A 19632-nucleotide genomic window follows, 5' to 3' on the forward strand; every position below is an offset into this window, starting at 1 on the left:
GGCCACGCGCTGGGCACGACTGCAGCTGATGGCTCGCCCTCGCAGGCCCGAAGCGCTGCCGCAGCGGCTGGACCGCCACCGCATCTACGTACTGCCCACCCGCTTCGGGCTGTTCGTCGCCACCCTGCTGGCAGCGATGCTGCTGGGCGCGTTGAACTACAACAACAACCCGGCCCTGCTGCTGGCCCTGCTGCTGGCGGCCGCAGCGATCGCCAGTGCCATCGCCGCGCACCTGCAACTGTCCGGCGTGCAGATCGACGCCATCTCCGCCGAGCCGGTTCCCGCCGGGCAACCGCTGCGGCTGCGCGTGGACCTGTCACTGCGCGATCCCCGCGCACGTCACGGCCTGCACCTGCAGCTGGGCGGCAGCGAGGCCTGGACCTCACTGCCTGCACACGGCCGTGGCGAAGTAGAGCTGGAGGTGCCCAGCGAGCGTCGCGGCTGGCTGGAACTGCCACGCATCCGCCTGTCCACTACGCAGCCGCTGGGGCTGGTGCGGGCATGGTCATGGGTATGGCCGGAACAACCGCTGCTGGTCTATCCACTGGCCGAAACACTGAGCCCTGCGCTACCGGAGAGTGGCAACGATCCGCTGCATACACGCGCCCATGCCAGCGGCGAGGAACTGCACCAGCTGCGGCCGTACCGCGCAGGCGATGCACCGCGCAGCATTTCGTGGAAGCACTCGGCGCGCCGCGACAGCCTGCTGGTGCGCGAGTACGAAAAGCCGATCGGCATCGAAGTCATCCTGGACTGGCGCACGCTGGCGCCGTTGGGCCATGAAGCACGCATCGCGCGGTTGGCGCGCTGGGTGGATATGGCCGAGCGCGAGGGCCGCCGCTACACCCTGCTGCTGCCGGCACATCCCCCCTTCGGCCCCGGCCAGGGTGCCAGCCACCATCACCTGTGCCTGCGCGCGCTGGCGTTGATGCCGCATGACTGAGTCCCCTCTCCTGCTCGACCGCACTGCCCGCACCTGGACCCTGGCCAGCGCGGCGCTGGCGCTGTTGCCATTGCTGCTGCAGCTGCCACCACTGCTGGCTGGCGTGATCGCGCTGGCGGCAATCATCACCGCCGCCCTGTCGTGGCGAAGGCAGTTGCCAATGCCGGTGCGCCTGCTGCTGGTACTGGCCATGCTTGCCGCCATCGTCTGGCAGATGGGCATGGTGCGCCCAGGGCGCGATACCGGTTGCGCGCTGCTGGCGGCGATGCTGGCGATCAAGTCCAGCGAGCTGCGCAGCCTGCGTGATGCCCGCAGCCTGCTCGGCTTCGCCCTGTTCTCGCCGTTTGCGGCGTTTCTGCTCGACCAGGGGCCGCTGACAACAGCACTGGCCGCACTGGCCGGGGTCAGCGCATTGCTCGCCCTGCAACGCCTGGCCCAGGATGAAGGCCACGCCGGCCGCCTGCCGCTGCGCGGGCAGCTGCGCGGTGTCGGCCGCCTGCTGGCGATCGGCCTGCCGCTGGCATTGGCCTGCTTCTGGCTGTTCCCACGCCTGGCAACGCCGCTGTGGGGTGTTCCCGAGCGCGCCGTCGGCACGCCGGGGCTGTCCGACAGCATGGAACCCGGCCAATGGCTGGACCTGATGGCCGATGACACCCCGGCGCTGCGCGTGCAGTTCTTTGGTGCTGTGCCCGAGCCGGCACAGCGCTACTGGCGCGGGCCGGTGCTGACCGCCTTCGATGGCCGGCGCTGGACGCGCGACCGGGCCAGCGCGCGACGTCCCGCCGCAGTGGTCGACGCCGGTGCGCAGGGCTGGGACTACCAGATCGACTACGAGCCCACAGACCGCCGCCAGCTGGTGGCGCTGGACCTGCCCAGCCGTGCCCCGGCAGGCAGCACGCTGGACGCGGACATGAGCCTGAGCAGTGAACGCTCGCTGGCCTCGCTCAGCCGCTGGCGACTGCATTCGGCGCCGCCGCAGCGCTTCGACAGCGCGCTGTCGCCCTACCTGCGCCGCGCCACGCTGCAGCTGCCCGCCGGCTTCAATCCACGTACGGCAACCCTGGCCCAGCAATGGCGGCAGGATGCCGGCGGCGATGACGAGGCCATCGTCCGCCGCGCGCTGCAATGGATCACCACCGATTTCTCCTACACGCTGGAAACGCCGCCGGCAGGGCGCGATCCGGTTGACGAGTTCCTGTTCGGCTACAAGGCCGGCTTCTGTGAACACTTCAGCTCGGCCTTCGTGGTGCTGATGCGCAACGCCGGCGTCCCGGCGCGGGTGGTAACCGGTTTCGCCGGCGGTACCCGCAACCGTATTGGCGACTACTGGGTGGTGCGGCGGATGGATGCCCACGCCTGGGCCGAGGTGTGGCTGCCACAGCGCGGCTGGGTACGGGTCGACCCGACCGCCGCCGTGGCACCGGAACGCATCCTCGACACACTCGACGACCGCTTGCAGGCCGGCACCAACAGCCCGTTGCAGCAGCGCTGGCTGCAGCTGGGGCAGATGGGCGACTGGCTGCGCCGCGGCTGGAACGATCTGGTGCTGTCCTTCGACGCGCGCCGCCAGCAACAGCTGCTCAAGCCGTTCGGGCTGGATGACCTCGGGCCCGGACAGCTGGTCGCCGGCTTTGTGATCGCCGCGTTGCTGGCACTGGCGTGGATGGCCTGGCTGTTGGCCCGTGGCGAGCGCGAACGTGATCCGCTGCTGCGTGCCTGGCATGGGCTGGGCCGGCGCTACGCCCGCCTCGGCCTGGCCCGTGAACCGCACGAAACCGCACAGGACTGGGCCCAGCGCGTGCACCGGCAGCGCCCTGACCCGACCCTGCTCGCACTCAGCCAGCGTTTCGCTGATGCGCGTTACGCTGGAACTTGCACCGACCTCGCTTCATTATTGCGGGACCTGCGCAGGCATCGCCCGACTTCCGGAGCCTCCCCATGAACACCAAGTTCCTCCTCACCGCTGTGGCCACGCTGGCCCTGTCGGCCTGCGCCACGGCCCCAAAGCCGCTGCAGGGACAGTTCAGCCTGGTCTCCCCGCGCGACTCGGTCGCCACCCAGCAGGTCGGTACGCCGGTCCGTTGGGGCGGTCGCATCATCGAAACCAAGCCCGGCCAGGGCGAGACCTGCTTCCAGATCATCTCGCGCCCGCTCAATGGCAGTGGCCGTCCGAACACCACCTCGTCCGACGCCAGCGACGGCCGCTTCATCGCATGCCGTGCCGGCTTCTATGACCCGGCCGTGTTTGAGGCCGGCCGCGACGTAACCTTCATCGGCAAGATCGACGGCTACCAGAACACCCGCATCGGCGAGTACGACTACCGCCTGCCGAAGCTGTCGGCCGATGTGATCTACCTGTGGCCGGAACAACGCCAGGTCGACGTGGTGCCCTACCCCTATGGCCCGTGGGGCCCGGGCCCGTATGGCCCGTACTGGGGCGGCTACGGCCGTTGGGGCTGGTGGTGATCACCGCCGCACAGGCGTGACGGAAAAGGCCGCCCTCGGGCGGCCTTTTTGCATCCTGTGGATCCATGCGGTGCGCAGGCTCAACGCCCCGGGGTACCGAAGTGCCCCAGCGACGCACCAGCCAGCAGGTGCATGTGGATATGGAACACGGTCTGCCCGGCATCCTCGCGGCAGTTCATCACGATGCGGTAGCCGTCCTGAGCGAAGCCCTCGCGGCGCGCGTACTCGGCGGCAGCCAGCGCCAGCTTGCCGATAAGGTGCGCCTGCGACGGCTGCAGGTCGTCCAGGGTCGGGATGATCTCGTTCTTCGGAATGAACAGCACGTGCACCGGCGCCTGCGGTGCGATGTCCTTGAAGCCGAGCACCTCGTCATCCTCGTAGACGATGGTGGCCGGGATCTCGCGACGGATGATCTTGCTGAAGAGGGTTTCGTTGCTCATGGTCGGCCTCGGCGGGGATGTCTCCCGCATTGTAGGCCGCGCACACCCGGACATGCCGGCCGTTGCTCAATCGCGGAATTCGCTGCGCGTCCCGAACGCGTGCGACAGCGTGCCGCGATCGACGTACTCCAGCTCTCCACCGAGCGGCAGGCCCTGCGCCAGGCGGCTGGGCTGCACCTTGCGTGCACGCGCCAGCTGCGCCAGGTAATGTGCGGTGGCTTCACCTTCGACGGTGGCACTGGTGGCGATGATCAGTTCCTGCACCTCGCCTTCGGCCAGGCGCCGCTCCAGCTGCTCCAGGCCCAGTTCGCGCGGGCCAATGCCATCGAGCGGCGACAGGCGGCCCTGTAGCACGAAGTAGACACCGCGGAAACCGGTGGCGTTTTCGATGGCCAGGCGGTCGGCCGGCGATTCGACCACGCACAGCTGGCTGCGCTCGCGACTGCTGTTGGCACAGGTCGGGCACAGCTCGGTTTCGCTGAAATCGCGGCACTGCGCGCAGTGGCCGATTCGCTCCACCGCCAACGCCAGCACCTCGGCCAGGCGCTGGCCACCTTCGCGCTCGCGCTCGAGCAGGTGATAGGCCATGCGCTGCGCCGTCTTCTGGCCTACGCCAGGCAGCACCCGCAGTGCATCGATCAATTGTTCAAGCAGGGGTGCGGACACGGCGGCATGCTTTGATGGCGTCGAGCAGGCTCGACGGCTACGTGTAGAGTCGAGCCATGCTCGACTGAGGGTTGCAGCGGGCGCCTGCAGCAACAGGCGCCCCGCCGAACATCAGAACGGCAGCTTCATGCCCGGCGGCAGCTGCATGCCGGCGGTGGCCGAACCCATCTTCGACTTCGACTCGGCATCGATCTTGTTCGAGGCGTCGTTGAAAGCGGCGGCGATCAGGTCTTCCAGCATCTCCGGGTCGCTGGCCAGCGACGGGTCGATGCGCACCTTGCGGCATTCCTTGGCGCCGGTCAGGGTCACGCTGACCATGCCGCCACCGGCGCTGCCGGTCACTTCGATCCTGGCGATTTCTTCCTGGGCCTTCTGCAGGTTTTCCTGCATCTTCTGGGCCTGCTGCATCAGTTGGGCGATGTTTCCGCGCATGGTGTCTTACTCGTCAAAAGAACGGATGGAATCGGAAACAACCCGGGCACCGTGCTGTTGGATCAGCACCTGCACTTCCGGATCGTCCATGAAAACAGCCTCTGCCACCTGCTGCCGCTCGCCACGCTGGCGATCGGCACGCTGGTGCAGGGTCTCGGCCGGAACGTGCTCGGTCTCCACGGTCTCGACCACGATCTTCGGCGCCTGGCCGAGGGCCTTCTCCAGCATCTCCCCCAGGGCGGCCAGCGCGCGCTCCGAGCGCAGGTATTCAAATCCGGGCGAAAGGCCCAGTTTCAAGGTCCCGTGCTGGCAACTGATGAAGGCAGCGTTGGCCGCCAGCTGCCGCGACGGGCCGCTCAGGCCACTGTTGGCGACCAGATCCAGCCAGTCCTCGGCACTGGCCAGATCGCTGACACCTTCCAGCGGCGCAGTCTCCTGCACTGGCGCGGGCTCGGCCGGCGCGATGGCAATGCCTTCGGTGCGGAACGGGCGCTCGGACGGTGCAGGCTCGCTGGGAGCCGCGACGGGAGCTGGCGGTTCATGCCAGGGCGCCACCATGGCGGCGTCCGGCCCAGCCATCTCGGCTGCTAGAGCCTGGTCACGCGCCTCTGCTTCGTCAGTGGCCCACGGCGGCAGGTCGTCGCCCGCTTCTGCTTCAACGGACGGCGGCGCTGCGACTCCGGCCTTCACCGGCGGCGGTGACACCGGCTCTTCCACCGGAACCGGCTCGGGCTCCGGCGTCGGCTCAGGATCGGGTTGCGGGACCGGCTCAGGTTCGGGTTCAGGTTCGCGCGGCGCGGCCTGCACCGGAGCGGCCACCTGCGCCGCCACAGCCGGGCTTGCCGAAGCGGCGGCAGTCGCCGGCGTCGCTTCGTGGGTACCCGCACCGCTGCCATCACCGGCAGCATGGCCGCCCGGCACATTGCCTGCACCCTCCACCGACTTTGGCACCGCCGGGACCGCCGTGGCCGGACGGAAAGCCAGCATGCGCAGCACGGCCATTTCAAAGCCCGCGCGCGGGCTCGGCGCCAACGGCAGGTCACGGCGGCCGTTCAAGGCCATCTGGTACCAGAGCTGCACCACTTCCGGGCGCAGGCGTTCGGCGAATGCTGCGGCATCCAGGCCTTCGGCAACCGCCGCGGCACCCGGTACCAGCTGCTGCACCTGGATGCGGTGCAGGCCTTCGGCCAGCGCTTCCAGCACGCCACTCCAGTCCGGCGAGAATTCGGCCAGCGCGGCCACCACCTGCAGCAGGCGCGGGCCATCGCCGTCAGCCAGCGCATCGAGCATCGCCGCCACCTGGGTGCGATCGACCGTGCCCAGCATGGTGCGCACCACGTCCTCGCGCAGCGCGCCGCCGGCATAGGCAATCGCCTGGTCCAGCAGCGACAGGCCGTCGCGCAGGCTACCGTCAGCGGCCTTGGCCAGCTGCACGATGGCGCTGCCGTCGGCTTCGATCTCCTCGGCCGCCAGGATGCGGGTCATCTGGCCCTGGATCTGGTCTTCGTCCAGGCGCTTGAGATTGAACTGCAGGCAGCGGCTGAGCACGGTGACCGGCAGCTTCTGCGGATCGGTGGTGGCCAGCAGGAACTTCACGTGCTCCGGCGGTTCTTCCAGCGTCTTCAGCAGTGCGTTGAACGCCGCCTTGGACAGCATGTGCACTTCGTCGATCAGGTAGACCTTGTACTTGCCACGCGAGGGCATGTACTGCGCGTTCTCGATCACTTCACGCACGTCATCCACACCGGTGTTGGACGCGGCGTCGATTTCCAGCAGGTCGATGTAGCGGCCGGCGTCGATGTCCAGGCAGGCCGCGCACTGGCCGCACGGGTCGGCGCTGGTGCCCTGCTCGCAGTTCAGCGACTTGGCGAAGATACGCGCGATGGTGGTCTTGCCCACGCCGCGGGTGCCGGTGAACAGGAACGCGTGGTGGACCCGGCCGCTGTCCAGCGCATTGCTGAGCGCACGGACCACGTGTTCCTGGCCCACCAGCTCGGCAAAACGCTTCGGACGCCACTTGCGGGCAAGGACGAGATAGGACATCAGGCCACCGTTTTCCATCGGATGTTCCATTGTGCCATGCCTGTCCAGCCCCCTCGCCTTCGGCACAGCTTTCGCAGGTTCCTGGCCGGGGTGCTTGTGAAGTGCCGCGCAGCCCGCTAGAATCTGCGCCCCTGCTGAGGCGTTTGCCGATGGCAGGGATCCGGAGAGGTGTCCGAGTGGTTGAAGGAGCACGCCTGGAAAGTGTGTAAGCGTCTAAACCGCGCTTCGGGGGTTCGAATCCCCCTCTCTCCGCCAGATAAATGAAGAAGCCGCCCAATGGGCGGCTTTTTTATTTGGCTGGCGGTACTACCGAACTGAACAGGCCCTGCCGCCGGGGCAGCTCCAACGGTCCGCCCGGCGACAGCGCGCGATCCGCTGCGAGTCACCTGTGCCGGAGCAGTCCCCGCACGCAGACGCCGACGAACGCCAGCCCCAGCAGCATCCACACGACCGTCATTCCCCACAGCGCACCGAACGTATCCAGGACCGGCTCCAGGCGCGGTTGCGCCGGATCGTACAGCACGCGTACCGGCTGTCCAGGCTCATAGCCGAAGATCATGCCGCCCTGCGGGTAAGAGACGCGTTGGCCGCTCGCGGTGGTGAACGCGATCTGCGGATGCGATCCGCCCGCGTTCAGGCGCTCGACCTGGCCATCGACGGCCTGCGCGATCTGCAGGAACTCAAGGCGATGTGTCACTTCGAAGGCGGCCACGGCAAGGATCAACAGCCCCACCGCGCCAAACAGCAGACTGCGCATGACCTGGGCGGTCCGGGAAAGAGAAGGGTCGGGCATCGCTCGGCAGCTCCGTTGCAGGCAGGAAGACGAATGGGGCCGGCGGATCCTGCCGCGCGGTCAGTCCCACGTGTCGAAAGCATAGCCCAGAAGCCGCCGCGCCCCGCTGCACGCCATCGCGGCCGCATGCGCCTCGCCACTGACGCACCCGCCTGGTACAGGCGCCTGTGTTCCGCACAGTCATTCGAGTTGGGCGAAATCATCCGTGAGAAGATCGACTCCGCTCCACGCACCTTGGAACACTTCGGCGCCCCCTACGGCCTCGTCGTGCGATACCCACTCGAGAAGGACAACGTCTGGACGGTTGAACTGCGCCCGGGCAACGCCATGGCATTTCCCATGAACCTCCGCCTCTACCGCCCCGCCGATGCCAGCGCCTGCCTGTCGATTTTCGACAGCAACGTGCCCACCTACTTCGCGCCCGAAGAGCGCAGCGACTTTGAGCACTTTCTGCAAGAACAGGCCTTGCACTGTGCATTCCAGGTCATCGAGCGAGATGGCAGCATCGTGGCCTGTGGCGGCCTGTCGCGACGCGGCGACGGCAGTGCGGGTTTCTGCTGGGGCATGGTGCAGCGCGCGCTGCACCGGCATGGACTTGGCCGGGAACTGGCGCTGGCACGCCTGCGCCAGGCTGAAGCGGATCCCTCGATCAAGCGCATCGCGCTCAGCACCAGCCAGCACACCCAGGGCTTCTATGCCGGCCTGGGCTTCCAGGTGACGCGGATCGTGCCCGATGGCCACGGCGCCGGGATCGATGCCGTGGAGATGGAGCGGAGGTTCTAGCCCTCCGCCCCGCCCTGGATCCGCAGGCGTGGATCCAACGTCGCCCCACTCTCCTCAGAAGCCCACGCGCAGGTTGATCTGCCCGCCCACGTCGCGGCGGCCATCGCCATGCTGGCCCTGCACGAACATCGACAGCTGGCTGTTGCGGCCGAGGCCCACCGCCACGCCCACCTGGCTGACCAGCGCATTGCGTGCCATCACCGCGCTGTAGACGTCGAAGGCATTGCCACCCACCGCGAAGCGGTTGCGGCTGGCCACATCGGTATCACCCGATGCATGCTGCCAGCCCAGGCCAACCGTCAGCTGCGCCGGGAAGCGCTCGCCGCTGCCCACGTCCCAACGGCCGCGCACGCCCACGGTGCTGACATTGAGCGTGTCCTTGCCGCCTTCCAGCACCAGCGCTGCAGTGCCGCCCTGCTCCACCGCACGATCGCTGTCGACCCAGTGCTTGGTGAACTGCACATACGGCTGCAGTTGGGTCTTGCCATGGGTCCAGGTCCAGCTGCCCTCCACCTGCGCGATGGTCACATCCGAATCCTGGCGGCTGTACAGGGTCTGCCCCAGCAGCGGCACTTCACGCGTGGTGCGCGTGCGGTAATCACCGCGCGACACGCTGCCACCCACCGCAAAGCCGTTGTTCCATTGGCCCTGCGCATACAGGCCGAACGTATTGCCGCGCAGGCGGGCCCTCGAGCTGCGATCGTAAAGGCGCGTATCCAGCCGCTCGTTGCCTGCGGCCGCACCCAGCACCACATGTTCCCCCAGCTGCCAGTCCACACCCGCCATCAGCGCATTGCGGTTGGAGCGGATGTCGTCGCCGTTGCCGTCGCCATCCTGCTTGAACACCTTGCCACTGCCGGCCAGCCAGGCCGAGGCACGCTCGCCACGCACGGTCGGCAGTTCGCTGCCGAGACGTTGGCGGATGCCTTCTTCCAGATAGTTGTCATACAGCAGCACCGCGCGGCTGGCCGCATGCACTTCACCGGACAGCTGGTCGAATGCGCTACGCGCGGTACCGGCGTCATACATCAGCACCGTGTTGTACAGGCCCAGCGCCGGTCCACTCTGCGGCAGGCTGTCCAGCGCCGCGGCCGTGTTGTACTGGTTGCGCGTGTTGGCCACCGTGGTGAACGCCGCGGTCTGCGCCACGTCGATCTGCAGGTTGGCCGTGTTCGCGGTATAGACCGGGGTGATGGTCAGGAAGGCCGACGGTGTGGTCGCCGAGGCGAACTGCCCGCTCACGCCACCACCCGCATTGATCACGGTGTACTGCTGTCCCTGCTGGTAGCTGGTGCTCGGCGAGATGGTGTTCACCTTTACGGTGCTGCCACCCACGTTCGCGCTGCCGCCCACCTGTACCGTATCGCTGCCGGTAGCGCCCAGATCGATGCCCAGCGTGCTGCCCGGCGACAGGGTCAGGTTGCCGCCCACTGTGATCGTGCCGGTGCCATTGCCCGCACCGCTGCCGTTGCCCGGGCCATTCCCCGGCGACAGCACACCACCGCTGGATACCGTCACACCACCGCCAGTGCCCCCGATGGTGCCGGTGCCGGACAGCGTGGTGCCGCTGCCGATGGTCCACTGGCCGCCGATGTTGCCGGTGACATTCAGGCCACCGCCGGTGACCTGGCCGGTACCGCTGAAACCACCGCTGTTGCCGCCGAGGTTCAGGCTGCCCGGACCGGCCTGCACGATGCTGCCGCCGCCGCTGATGGAGCCGCCCAGAGTGGTGGTGCCACCGGTGTTGATCACCAGGCCACCGTTGTTGGTGATGTTGCCTGTGATCGAGCCGCTGGCGCCGCCGTTGCCGACCTGCACCGTGCCACCCGCATTGATGGTGGTGCCGCCGGTGTAGGTGTTGTTGCCGGTCAGCGTGAGGGTGCCGTTGCCGGCCTGGGTCAGGCCACCGCTGCCACTGATGGTGCCGGCGACGGTGGTGTTGCCACCCACGTTGAACACCAGGCTGCCGTTGTTGCTGACGTTGCCGGCGATCGCACCGCTGGCGCCGCCAGCGCCAACCTGCAACGTGCCGCCGGTGTTGATGGTGGTGCCACCGGTATAGGTGTTGTTGCCGCCCAGGATCAACGTGCCGCTACCGGCCTGGGTCAGGCCACCGCTGCCGCTGATGGCGCCACCGACCGTGGTATTGCCGGCCACGTTGAACACCAGATTGCCGTTGTTGGTGACGCTGCCACCGATCGCACCGGTCGCGCCGCCATTGCCCACCTGCAGGGTACCGCCCGCGTTGATCGTGGTCGGCCCGGTGTAGGTGTTGTTGCCGGTCACGGTCAGTGTGCCGCTGCCGGCCTGGGTCAGGCCGCCGCTGCCGCTGATGGTGCCGCCCAGCGTGGTGTTACCGGCCACGTTGGACACCAGCGAACCGTTGTTGGTGATGTCACCGACGATCGACCCCGTCGCACCGCCATTGCCCAGCTGCAGCGTGCCGCCGGCGTTGATGGTGGTACCGCCGGTGTAGGTGTTGGTGCCAGTCAGCAGCAGCGTACCGCTGCCGGCCTGGGTCAGGCCGCCACTTCCACTGATGGTGCCGCCCAGCGCGGTGTTGCCGGCCACGTTGGAAATCAACGCACCATTGTTGGTGATGTCACCGGCGATAGCGCCGGTTGCCCCGCCGTTGCCGACCTGCAGCGTACCGCCGGTATTGATGGTAGTGCCACCGGTGTAGGTGTTGTTGCCGACCAGGGTCAGCACGCCGGTACCGGCCTGGGTCAGGCCACCGCTGCCGCTGATCGCGCCACCGACCGTGGTGTTGCCGCCCACGTTGAATATCAGGCTGCCGTTGTTGGCAACGTTGCCGGTGATCGCACCGGTCGCACCGCCATTGCCCACCTGCAGGGTGCCACCGGCATTGATGGTGGTGCCGCCGGTATAGGTGTTGTTGCCGGTCAGGGTCAGCGTGCCGGCACCGGCCTGGGTCAGGCCGCCACTGCCGCTGATGGTGCCGCCCAGCGTGGTGTTGCCTGCCACGTTGGACACCAGCGCGCCGTTGTTAGTGATGTCACCGACGATCGCACCGGTCGCACCGCCGTTGCCGATCTGCAATGTGCCACCGGCATTGATGGTGGTACCGCCGGTGTAGGTGTTGTTGCCCGTCAGCACCAGCGTGCCGCTGCCGGCCTGGGTCAGACCGCCATTGCCACTGACCACCGCACCCACGGTTGCCGTGGTGCCGAGGTTGTAGACCAGGCTGCCGTTGTTGGTGATGTCACCCAGCACCGAACCGGTGCTGCCACCGTTGCCGATCTGCAGGGTGCTGCCACCGTTGATGGTGGTACCGCCGGTGTAGGTGTTGTCGCCGCTCAGGGTCAGCGTACCGGTACCTCCCTGCACCAGGCCGCCGGTGCCACTGAGGACGCCAGCGAACAAGGTGCTGGCGTTGTTGCCGCCGGTAGTCAGCGTTGCACCTCCCAGCGCCACCGTGCTGCCGGCCACACCGGCCAGGCCGCCGATGCTCTGGTTGCCACCGGCGCTGATATCCAGCGTTCCAGCACCGGCCAGGTTCACCGTGCTGGCACCGGACAGGCTGCCGCCGGCTGCTACCGCCAGCGTGCCGCTGTTGATGGTGGTGGTGCCGGTATAGCTGCTGGCACCGCCCAGGGTCACCGTCGCCGCGCCATCCTTCAGCAGGCCACCGGCACCGCTGATCGGGCCATTCAAGGTCAGCGCATTACTGCCGGCCAGGGTCAGCGTGCCGCCGGCCAGCTGCACGGTGTTGGCCAGTGTCAGCGCGCCGGTGCCGTCCAGGCTGGCGTTGCCGCCTACGGTCAGCGCGCCGGTGCCCAGCGAACCGTCGTTGCCCAGCAGCAGGCCACCGGCATTGAGGGTCACGCCGCCGGTGAAGACGTTGACGCCCGTCAAGCCCTGGATGCCTGCGCCGTTCTTTACCAGGCCACCGGCCCCTCCGATAGTGCCGGCGAACGTGGTATTGCCCACGCCATTGAGGGTCAGCGTGCTGCCGCCCAGCGCCACTGTCGAACCCGCCACGCCTGCCAGCGAACCGATCGCCTGCGCACCACCCGCGCTGATGTCAAAGGCGGTGCCGGCATTGGCCAGGTTCACCGCACCCGTGGCAGCCAGGCTGCCGCCGGCACCGATCGCCAGCGTGCCAGCGTTGATGGTGGTGCCACCGGTGAAGGTGTTGGTGCCGGTCAACGTCTGGGTGCCCGAACCTTCCTTGATCAGGCCACCGGAGCCGGCCACCGAACCACTGAAGGTGCCATCGGTAGGGCCTCCGATCGTCAATGTGTTGGCGCCCAGGTTCACCGTACCGCTGCCGATCAGGGTACCGAACTGCTGCGTGCCGCTGCCCGCTGACAGATCGAAGGTCGCGCCCGTGGCCAGGTTGACGATGCCCGTGGAGGCCAGGCTGGCGCCAGCACCCAGTGCCAGGGTGCCAGCGTTGATGAAGGTACCGCCGGTATAGGTGTTGGCACCATTCAAGGTCAGCGTCGCGGCACCCTCCTTGGTCAGTGAGCCGGTACCACTGAGGATACCGTTGAGGGTGAGGTTGTTGCTGCCCAGCACAGTCAGTCCGGCATTGAGCGTGAAGTTGTTGGCAAGCGTGATCGCGGTGTTCGAATCCAGTGTGGCGTTGCCGCCCACGGTCACCGCACCGGTACCGAGCGCGTCGTTGTTGCCGACCACCAGGCCACCGGCGTTGAGTGCGACGCCGCCGCTGAAGGTGCTGGCGCCGTTGAGCGTCTGCACGCCCGCGCCGTTCTTGACCAGGCCGCCATTGCCACTGATCGCACCGTTGAAGGTGCTGTCAACGGCACCGCCCAGGGTCAGCGTGCTGCCGCCCAGCGCCACCGTACTGCCGGCGACGCCAGCCAGCGAACCGATGGCCTGGTTGCCCGCCGAAATGTCGAACGTGCCGGCACCGGCAAGATTCACTGCGCCGGTGGAGGCCAGGCTGCCGCCGGCACCGATGGCCAGCGTGCCGCTGTTGATGGTGGTACCGCCGGTGTAGGTGTTGGCACCGGTCAGGGTCACCGTGGCCGCACCATTCTTGATCAAGCCACCGCCACCACTGATGACGCCACCCAGCGTGAGCGCGTTGCTGCCGAGCAGGTTGAGGTTGGCACCAGCAGTGAGGTTGACGGCATTGCCAAGCGTCACCGCTAGGCTGCTGTCCAGCGTCGCATCGGCACCGATGTTCAACGCGCCGCTACCCAGCGCCGCGTTGTTGCCGACCACCAGCCCACCGCCGTTCAATGCCACGCCGCCGTTGAACAGGTTGGCGCCGCCGAGCGTGAGGATGCCGGCGCCATTCTTGACCAGGCCGCCTGTGCCGGAGATCGCGCCATCGAAAGTGCTGTTGCCAACGCCGCCCAGGGTCAGCGTCTGCGCCCCCAGGCTCACCGTCGAGCCCGCCACACCGTTCAACGCCCCGATGGTCTGGTTGGCGCCGGCAGTGGAGATATCGAAGCCTGTGCCCGCCGCATTGAGCGTCACCGCACCGGTCGCGGCCAGACTGCCGCCGGGGCCGATCGCCAGGGTACCGGCATTGATGAAAGTGCCGCCGGTATAGGTGTTGGCACCGGTCAGCGTCTCGATGCCGGCACCGACCTTGGTCAGGCCACCGGTCCCTGCGATCGAGCCACTGAAGGTGCCATCGGTGGCACCGCCGACCTCGATCGAGTTGGCGCCGAGATTCACCGTACCGTTGCCGATCAGGGTTCCGAACTGCTGCGTGCCACTGCCGGCAGATAGATCCAGCGTGGCACCGGTGGCGAGGTTCACGGTACCGCTCGCTGACAGGCTGGCACCGGCCCCCAGCGCCAGCGTGCCGGCGTTGATGTTGGTGCCACCGGTATAGGTATTGATGCCATTCAAGGTCAGCGTTGCGCTGCCATTCTTGGTGAGGCTGCCGGTACCGGAAAGGACGCCGTTGAGCGTCAGTGCATTGGTCCCGATTACGGTCAGCCCGGCGTTGAGCGCGATGTTGTTGGCCAGCGTTGCCAGGCCGGTGGTATCCAGTGTGGCGACACCGCCGACCGTCAACGCACCGGAGCCCAGCGCTGCGTCATTGCCGAGTACCAGTCCACCTGCGTTCAGTGTCACACCGCCGGCAAAGGTGTTGGCGCCGGACAATGTCTGTACGCCCGCGCCCACCTTGACCAGACCGCCACCGCCGCTGATCACGCCATCGAACGCGGCGTTGCCGGCGGTACCGAAGGTCAACGAATTGCCGCCCAGCGTCAGCGTGCTTCCACCCGCTCCGTTGAGTGCACCGATGGTCTGGTTGCTGCCGGCGCCGGAGATATCGAAGCCAGCGCCTGCGCCCAGCGTGACGTCACCCGCCGCAGCCAGGCTGCCGCCCGTGCCCAGCGCCAGCGTGCCGGCATTGATGGCGGTACCACCGGTGTAGGTGTTGGCACCGGACAGGGTCAGCGTGGTAGCGCCGTTCTTGATCAGGCTGCCGTTGCCTCCGACCACACCCGACAGCGTCAACGCATTGCTGCCCGGCAACGTCAGTGCAACGCCCGAGCCCAGCGTGACCGCATTGCCGAGCGTCACTGCAGCGCCGGCATCCAGCGTGGTACTGGCATTCACCGCCAGCGCGCCGGTACCAAGCGCACCATCCGCACCGACCACCAGGCCACCACCGTTCAAGGTCAGGCCGCCACCAAACGTATTGGTGTTGTTGAGCGTCAGCAGGCCGGTGCCGTTCTTGACCAGGCTGCCGTTGCCGCTCAGCACGCCTCCGAACGCAACGTCATTGGTCCCGCCCAGGGTAAGCTGGGTGCCGGCACCGAAGTTCACCGCGTTGGCCAGGTTCAGCGCCACGGTGCTGTCGAGCGTGGTGGTTCCGCCGATGGCCAGCGCACCCGTACCCAGCGCGCTGGTGTTGCCGAGAATCAGGCCACCCGCATTGAGCGCAAGGCCGCCACTGAAGGTGTTTGCACCGGACAGCGTCTGCACGCCCGTACCGGTCTTGACCAGGCCGCCGGTGCCTCCGATCACACCGGCAAAGCTGCCGTTGCTGGCGCCGCCAAAGGTCAGCGACTGCGCGCCCAGCGCCAGCTGGCTGCCTGCGACGCCGTTGAGCGCGCCGATGGTCTGCGCTGTGGCGGCTGCGGAGATGTCCAGCGTCGCACCGGCGCCAGCAAGATCCACCGCACCGGCCGCGGCAAGGCTACCGCCGGCTCCCAGCGCCAGCGTGCCGGCGTTGACGGTGGTACCACCGCCGAAGGTGTTGGCGCCGGACAGCGTGAGGCGCGCTGGGCCGTCCTTGATCAACCCACCCGCACCGAATACCGGACCGGTCAGCGTCAGGTCATTGCTGCCCAGCACGGAGAGGTTGGCACCGGCAGCGAGGCCGATGTTGTTGCCTACGGTAAGCGCCGATGCTGCATCCAGCGAAGCGTTGCCACCCACATCCAGCTGCCCGGTACCCAGCGCCTGCGCATTGCCCAGCTGCAGTACGCCTGCGTTGAGGCCGACACCTCCGCTGAAGGTGTTGGGCCCATTCAATGCCAGTGTCGCCGCGCCGTTCTTGACCAGGCCGCCAGTGCCGCTGATGACCCCATCCAGCGACACGTTCTGGCTGCCCAGCAGGTTCAGTACGGCACTGGTCCCGAGGTTCACGCTGTTGGCCAGGTTCAGCGCCACCGAACTGTCCAGCGTGGTGTTGGCCCCCACCGACAATGCACCGGTGCCCAGCGCGCCGGCGTTGCCCAGCAGCACGCCGCCGCCGTTGACGGTCAGCCCGCCACCGAAGGTGTTGCCGCCATTGAGGGTCAACGTGGTGGCGCCGTTCTTCACCAGGCCACCCGCGCCGGACACCACGCCGCCCAGGGTGATGGCCTGCGTGCCCGGCAGTGTCAGCAAGGCACCGCCGCCGAGCACGACATCATTGGCCAGGTTCAGCGGGCCACTGCCGTCCAGCGAAACAATCCCGCCGACGCTCAGCGCCCCCGTACCCAGCGCTCCACTGTTGCCCAGCAGCAGACCGCCGGCGTTTGCGTTCAGTCCACCACTGAAGGTGTTGGTACCGTTCAAGGTCAGTGTGGATGCGCCGTTCTTGACCAGGCTGCCGGTACCGGTGATGTTGCCACCCAGGGTCAGGTTCTGGCTGCCCGGCAGGGTCAGCGCTGCACCGAGGTTGATCGCATTGCCCAGGTTGAGCGCAGCAGTGGTATCCAGCGAACCGTTGCCACTGACCGTCAGCGCACCGCTTCCCAGCGCACCGGCGTTGCCCAGCACCAGGCCACCGGCCGCAAGATTCACTCCACCGCTGAAGGTATTGGCGCCGGTCAGCGTCTGCACGCCGGTGCCCTGCTTGACCAGGCCGCCGGTGCCGCCGATCACACCGCCGAAGGTCTGGTTGGTGGCATCACCGAAGGTGAGCGTACTGCTGCCCAATGTCACCGTGCTGCCGACGACGCCGGACAGCGCACCGATGGTCTGGTTGCCGCCCAGCGAGATGTCGAGGTCGGCGCCCGCGCCGGCCAGACTCACCGCCCCGGTTGCCGCCAGGCTGCCGCCACTGGCCAGCGCCACCTTGCCTGCGTTCACGTTCAGGCCGCCGGTGAACGCGTTGGCCCCGCCCAGCGTCAGCGTGGAGGCACCGTTCTTGACCAGGCTGCCGGTACCACCGATCACGCCGCCCAGCGTCAGCGCGTTGCCCCCCAGCACATTGAGCGAACCACCCAACCCCAGGTTGATGCCATTGCCCACGGTCAATGCCGAGCTGGCATCAAGCGTCACTGCACCACCGACGTTCAATGCGCCGGTTCCCAACGCGCCGCCGTTGCCGAGCACCAGCCCACCGGCGGTGAGCGACAGCCCTCCACCAAACGTGTTGGCGTTGTTGAGGGTCAGGGTGGCCGCGCCGTTCTTGACCAGGCCGCCGGTACCACCGATCGCGCCGTTGAAGGTCAGCGCCTGGTTTCCGGACAGATTGAGGATGCTGCCCGCGCCCAGATTGACCGCGTTGGCGAGAGCGAGCGCCCCCGTGCCATCGAGGGTGACGTTGCCGCCGACACTGAGTGCGCCGGTGCCCAGCGCGCCGGCATTGCCCAGCAGCAGCCCACCGCCGTTGAGCGCGACGCCACCGGTGATGGTATTGGCACCAGACAGGGTCTGGGTACCCGTACCGACCTTGACGAGCGCGCCACCGACACCGCCGATGACGCCGGAGAAGCTGGTGCTGGTGTTCAGGCCACCCAGCGTGAGGCTGCGCGCGCCGAGGTTGAGCGTACCGGCGCCGGCAAGCGAACCAATGGTCTGGTTGGTGGCAAGCGAAAGATCCAGGTTGGTGCCCGCGCCCACCGAGATCGCGCCCGTCGGCGACAGGCTGCCACCGGCGCCCAATGCCAGCGCCCCCCCGGTGACCGAGAAGGAGCCCGTGAGCAGGTTGGCACCATTCAAGGTGAGCGTACCCGGACCGGCCTTGACCAGGTTGCCGGCGCCGGAAATGGAACCGTTGAGGCCAAGGCTGTTGTTGCCGAGCAGGTTGAGCGTGCCGCCCCCGCTGACGATCAGGTTGTTGCTCAGGTTGAACGCGGCGGTGGTGTCCAGCGACGCCGTGCCACCCACGGTGAGGGCGCCGGAGCCGAGAGCACCCGCATTGCCCAGCAACAGGCCACCGGCATTGAGATTGACCCCGCCCGAGAACAGGTTGGCACCGCCGAGAGTGACGATGCCGGTGTTGTTGACCGTCAGCCCACCGACGCCCGTAAGGACGCCCCCCAGCCCGAACCCATTGGTCCCGCCGAGAGAAAGGTTGCCGCCAAGGTTGAAGGCGTTGGTCAGGCTCAGGCCCGCCGTGGAGGCGGCAATGGCGCCGCCGTTGGCCGTGAACAGCCCCGTGCCGAAGGAACCGGCATTGTTGAAATTGACCAGACCGTCATTGAGTGTCGTGGGTCCGGTTCCGGTCCATGCGCCCTGCAGGTTCCAGGTACCACTGTTGACGGTCAGCTTCCGGAAGTTGAGGTACTGGTTCCACCCCAGCGTTGTCACCGCTCCACCGGTGCCGGATCCCGTACCGGAAGCGCTGTTCTGCAGCACAAGTGTGTTGTTGGTGGCACCGCTGCCGATACCGGCATCGACCGATCCCGCAGCCGCAACCTTCACCCCGGTAACACCGGTAATCACACCGGCAAGGGCGGTGCCGCCGCCGGCCACAACGCTGGAACCGGACACTGCGGTGAAGGTATTTCCGCCGGTTGAATCACCCAGGTGAACGCTGCCGCTGACCGCCCCCGCATTGAGGAACGCGTTGCCTCCAGAAGCACCCAGGCCGACGCGCCCGTCAATGGTGCCTGTGTTGGTCACGTTGGCTGCCGCGCCACCATAGGTCACCACCGTGGTCGCGTCGGAAACGCTACCTGCACCGATCAATGACGTGCTGATCAGGCCAGCGTTGTTGATGGTGGTGGTGCCGTTGACATTCTGTGCCACCAGCGCCTGTCCACCGAAGCCCAGCAGCGTTGCGATGTTGACGACACCCTTGATCTGTCCGCTGGCGTTGTTGTTGACGACGATCGCGCTGTTGTTGGCAGAACCATTGCCGATGACCAGGCCGGGAGAGGCGAGGATGATCGAGCTTGGATCGATCGTGCCATTGTTGTTGACCGTCACGTTGTCGCCGGTCAGCGTTGCTGCGTTGCCGCCACCTACGATCGGTGGCGTACGCAGCAACGCACCCGAGGCGATGTTCAGCGTGAGGCCGTTGGTCGCGTTGGAGTAGTTGTTGATGTTGGTGGTACCGTCGCAGTCGACGGTGGTGGTGCCTGTGCACGCTGCGAATGCCGAGCCACTGGCCAGTGTGGCCGCCAGCGCAACCGTCAACTGGTGCGCCCGCAATCGCGGCATCCGGGCCGCGCAGACCGCACTTCCGCCAGGATTCTGGGCGACCTCCGAAGCAACCTGCATTACCCCAAGGGCACGATTGAAAACCAGACGGTAAATGCGGTTCATCGGTAAATCTCCATGAAAAGACCGGATGGCACAGCTGGCAGGTTGTTTGGAGACAATGCGACCCACCCCGGCTCCCAATACGGGAACAAGGTTTGAAGGCATTAACTCCTGAAAATCTTCAC

General features: G+C 67.3%; 10 protein-coding genes and 1 tRNA gene. 5 read left to right on the plus strand and 6 right to left on the minus strand.

Annotated features, from left to right (window positions below; all coding sequences use genetic code 11):
• The first annotated feature begins 28 nt into the window (after positions 1-28).
• Genes HLA98_RS03795 through HLA98_RS03805 form a run of 3 tightly spaced genes read left to right on the plus strand, consistent with a single transcriptional unit; the run spans position 29 to position 3409 of the window.
• Entirely contained in the window at positions 29-943 is a 915-nt protein-coding gene (locus HLA98_RS03795; protein ID WP_057501959.1) for a DUF58 domain-containing protein, read from the plus strand.
• Positions 936-2885 (plus strand): transglutaminase TgpA family protein, encoded by a 1950-nt coding sequence (locus HLA98_RS03800; protein ID WP_057501948.1) that lies wholly within the window; start codon positions 936-938, stop codon positions 2883-2885. Before HLA98_RS03795 ends, HLA98_RS03800 begins: the two co-directional genes overlap by 8 nt.
• On the plus strand, positions 2882-3409 hold the full coding sequence (locus tag HLA98_RS03805) for a Slp family lipoprotein (RefSeq protein ID WP_005408301.1): 528 nt from the start codon (positions 2882-2884) through the stop codon (positions 3407-3409). The genes HLA98_RS03800 and HLA98_RS03805 overlap by 4 nt, the downstream gene beginning before the upstream one ends.
• Positions 3410-3489: 80 nt before the next feature.
• Here HLA98_RS03805 and HLA98_RS03810 read toward each other — a convergent pair whose 3' ends face one another.
• The 4 genes from HLA98_RS03810 to dnaX all read right to left on the minus strand — a co-directional run bounded on the left by HLA98_RS03810 (position 3490) and on the right by dnaX (position 7008).
• Positions 3490-3849, minus strand: coding sequence for a histidine triad nucleotide-binding protein (locus tag HLA98_RS03810; protein ID WP_010483842.1), 360 nt, complete (start codon positions 3847-3849; stop codon positions 3490-3492).
• A 66-nt stretch (positions 3850-3915) separates the two neighbouring features.
• Positions 3916-4515, minus strand: coding sequence for a recombination mediator RecR (gene recR / locus HLA98_RS03815; protein ID WP_057501949.1), 600 nt, complete (start codon positions 4513-4515; stop codon positions 3916-3918).
• 111 nt (positions 4516-4626) lie between these two features.
• Complete coding sequence (locus tag HLA98_RS03820) at positions 4627-4947, minus strand: YbaB/EbfC family nucleoid-associated protein (RefSeq protein WP_010483846.1); 321 nt, start codon at positions 4945-4947, stop codon at positions 4627-4629.
• A 6-nt stretch (positions 4948-4953) separates the two neighbouring features.
• Positions 4954-7008, minus strand: coding sequence for a DNA polymerase III subunit gamma/tau (dnaX, locus tag HLA98_RS03825; RefSeq protein ID WP_057501950.1), 2055 nt, complete (start codon positions 7006-7008; stop codon positions 4954-4956).
• Between the two features lie 144 nt (positions 7009-7152).
• Between dnaX and HLA98_RS03830 the strand changes: the two genes are divergently transcribed.
• Positions 7153-7245 (plus strand) — tRNA-Ser (locus HLA98_RS03830).
• A 127-nt stretch (positions 7246-7372) separates the two neighbouring features.
• On the opposite strand, the gene HLA98_RS03835 is transcribed toward HLA98_RS03830, so the two are convergent.
• Positions 7373-7747 (minus strand): DUF3592 domain-containing protein, encoded by a 375-nt coding sequence (locus HLA98_RS03835; RefSeq protein WP_057501951.1) that lies wholly within the window; start codon positions 7745-7747, stop codon positions 7373-7375.
• A 375-nt stretch (positions 7748-8122) separates the two neighbouring features.
• Here HLA98_RS03835 and HLA98_RS03840 point away from each other — a divergent pair, with 375 nt between their 5' ends.
• Entirely contained in the window at positions 8123-8566 is a 444-nt protein-coding gene (locus HLA98_RS03840; protein WP_057501960.1) for a GNAT family N-acetyltransferase, read from the plus strand.
• Between the two features lie 54 nt (positions 8567-8620).
• Here HLA98_RS03840 and HLA98_RS03845 read toward each other — a convergent pair whose 3' ends face one another.
• Positions 8621-19510 carry an autotransporter-associated beta strand repeat-containing protein gene (locus HLA98_RS03845; RefSeq protein WP_057501952.1) on the minus strand — a complete coding sequence of 3630 codons (10890 nt, stop codon included), beginning with the start codon at positions 19508-19510 and terminating at the stop codon, positions 8621-8623.
• Positions 19511-19632: the final 122 nt, after the last annotated feature.

The organism is Stenotrophomonas africana (genome assembly GCF_013004645.1).
Classification (GTDB): domain Bacteria; phylum Pseudomonadota; class Gammaproteobacteria; order Xanthomonadales; family Xanthomonadaceae; genus Stenotrophomonas; species Stenotrophomonas africana.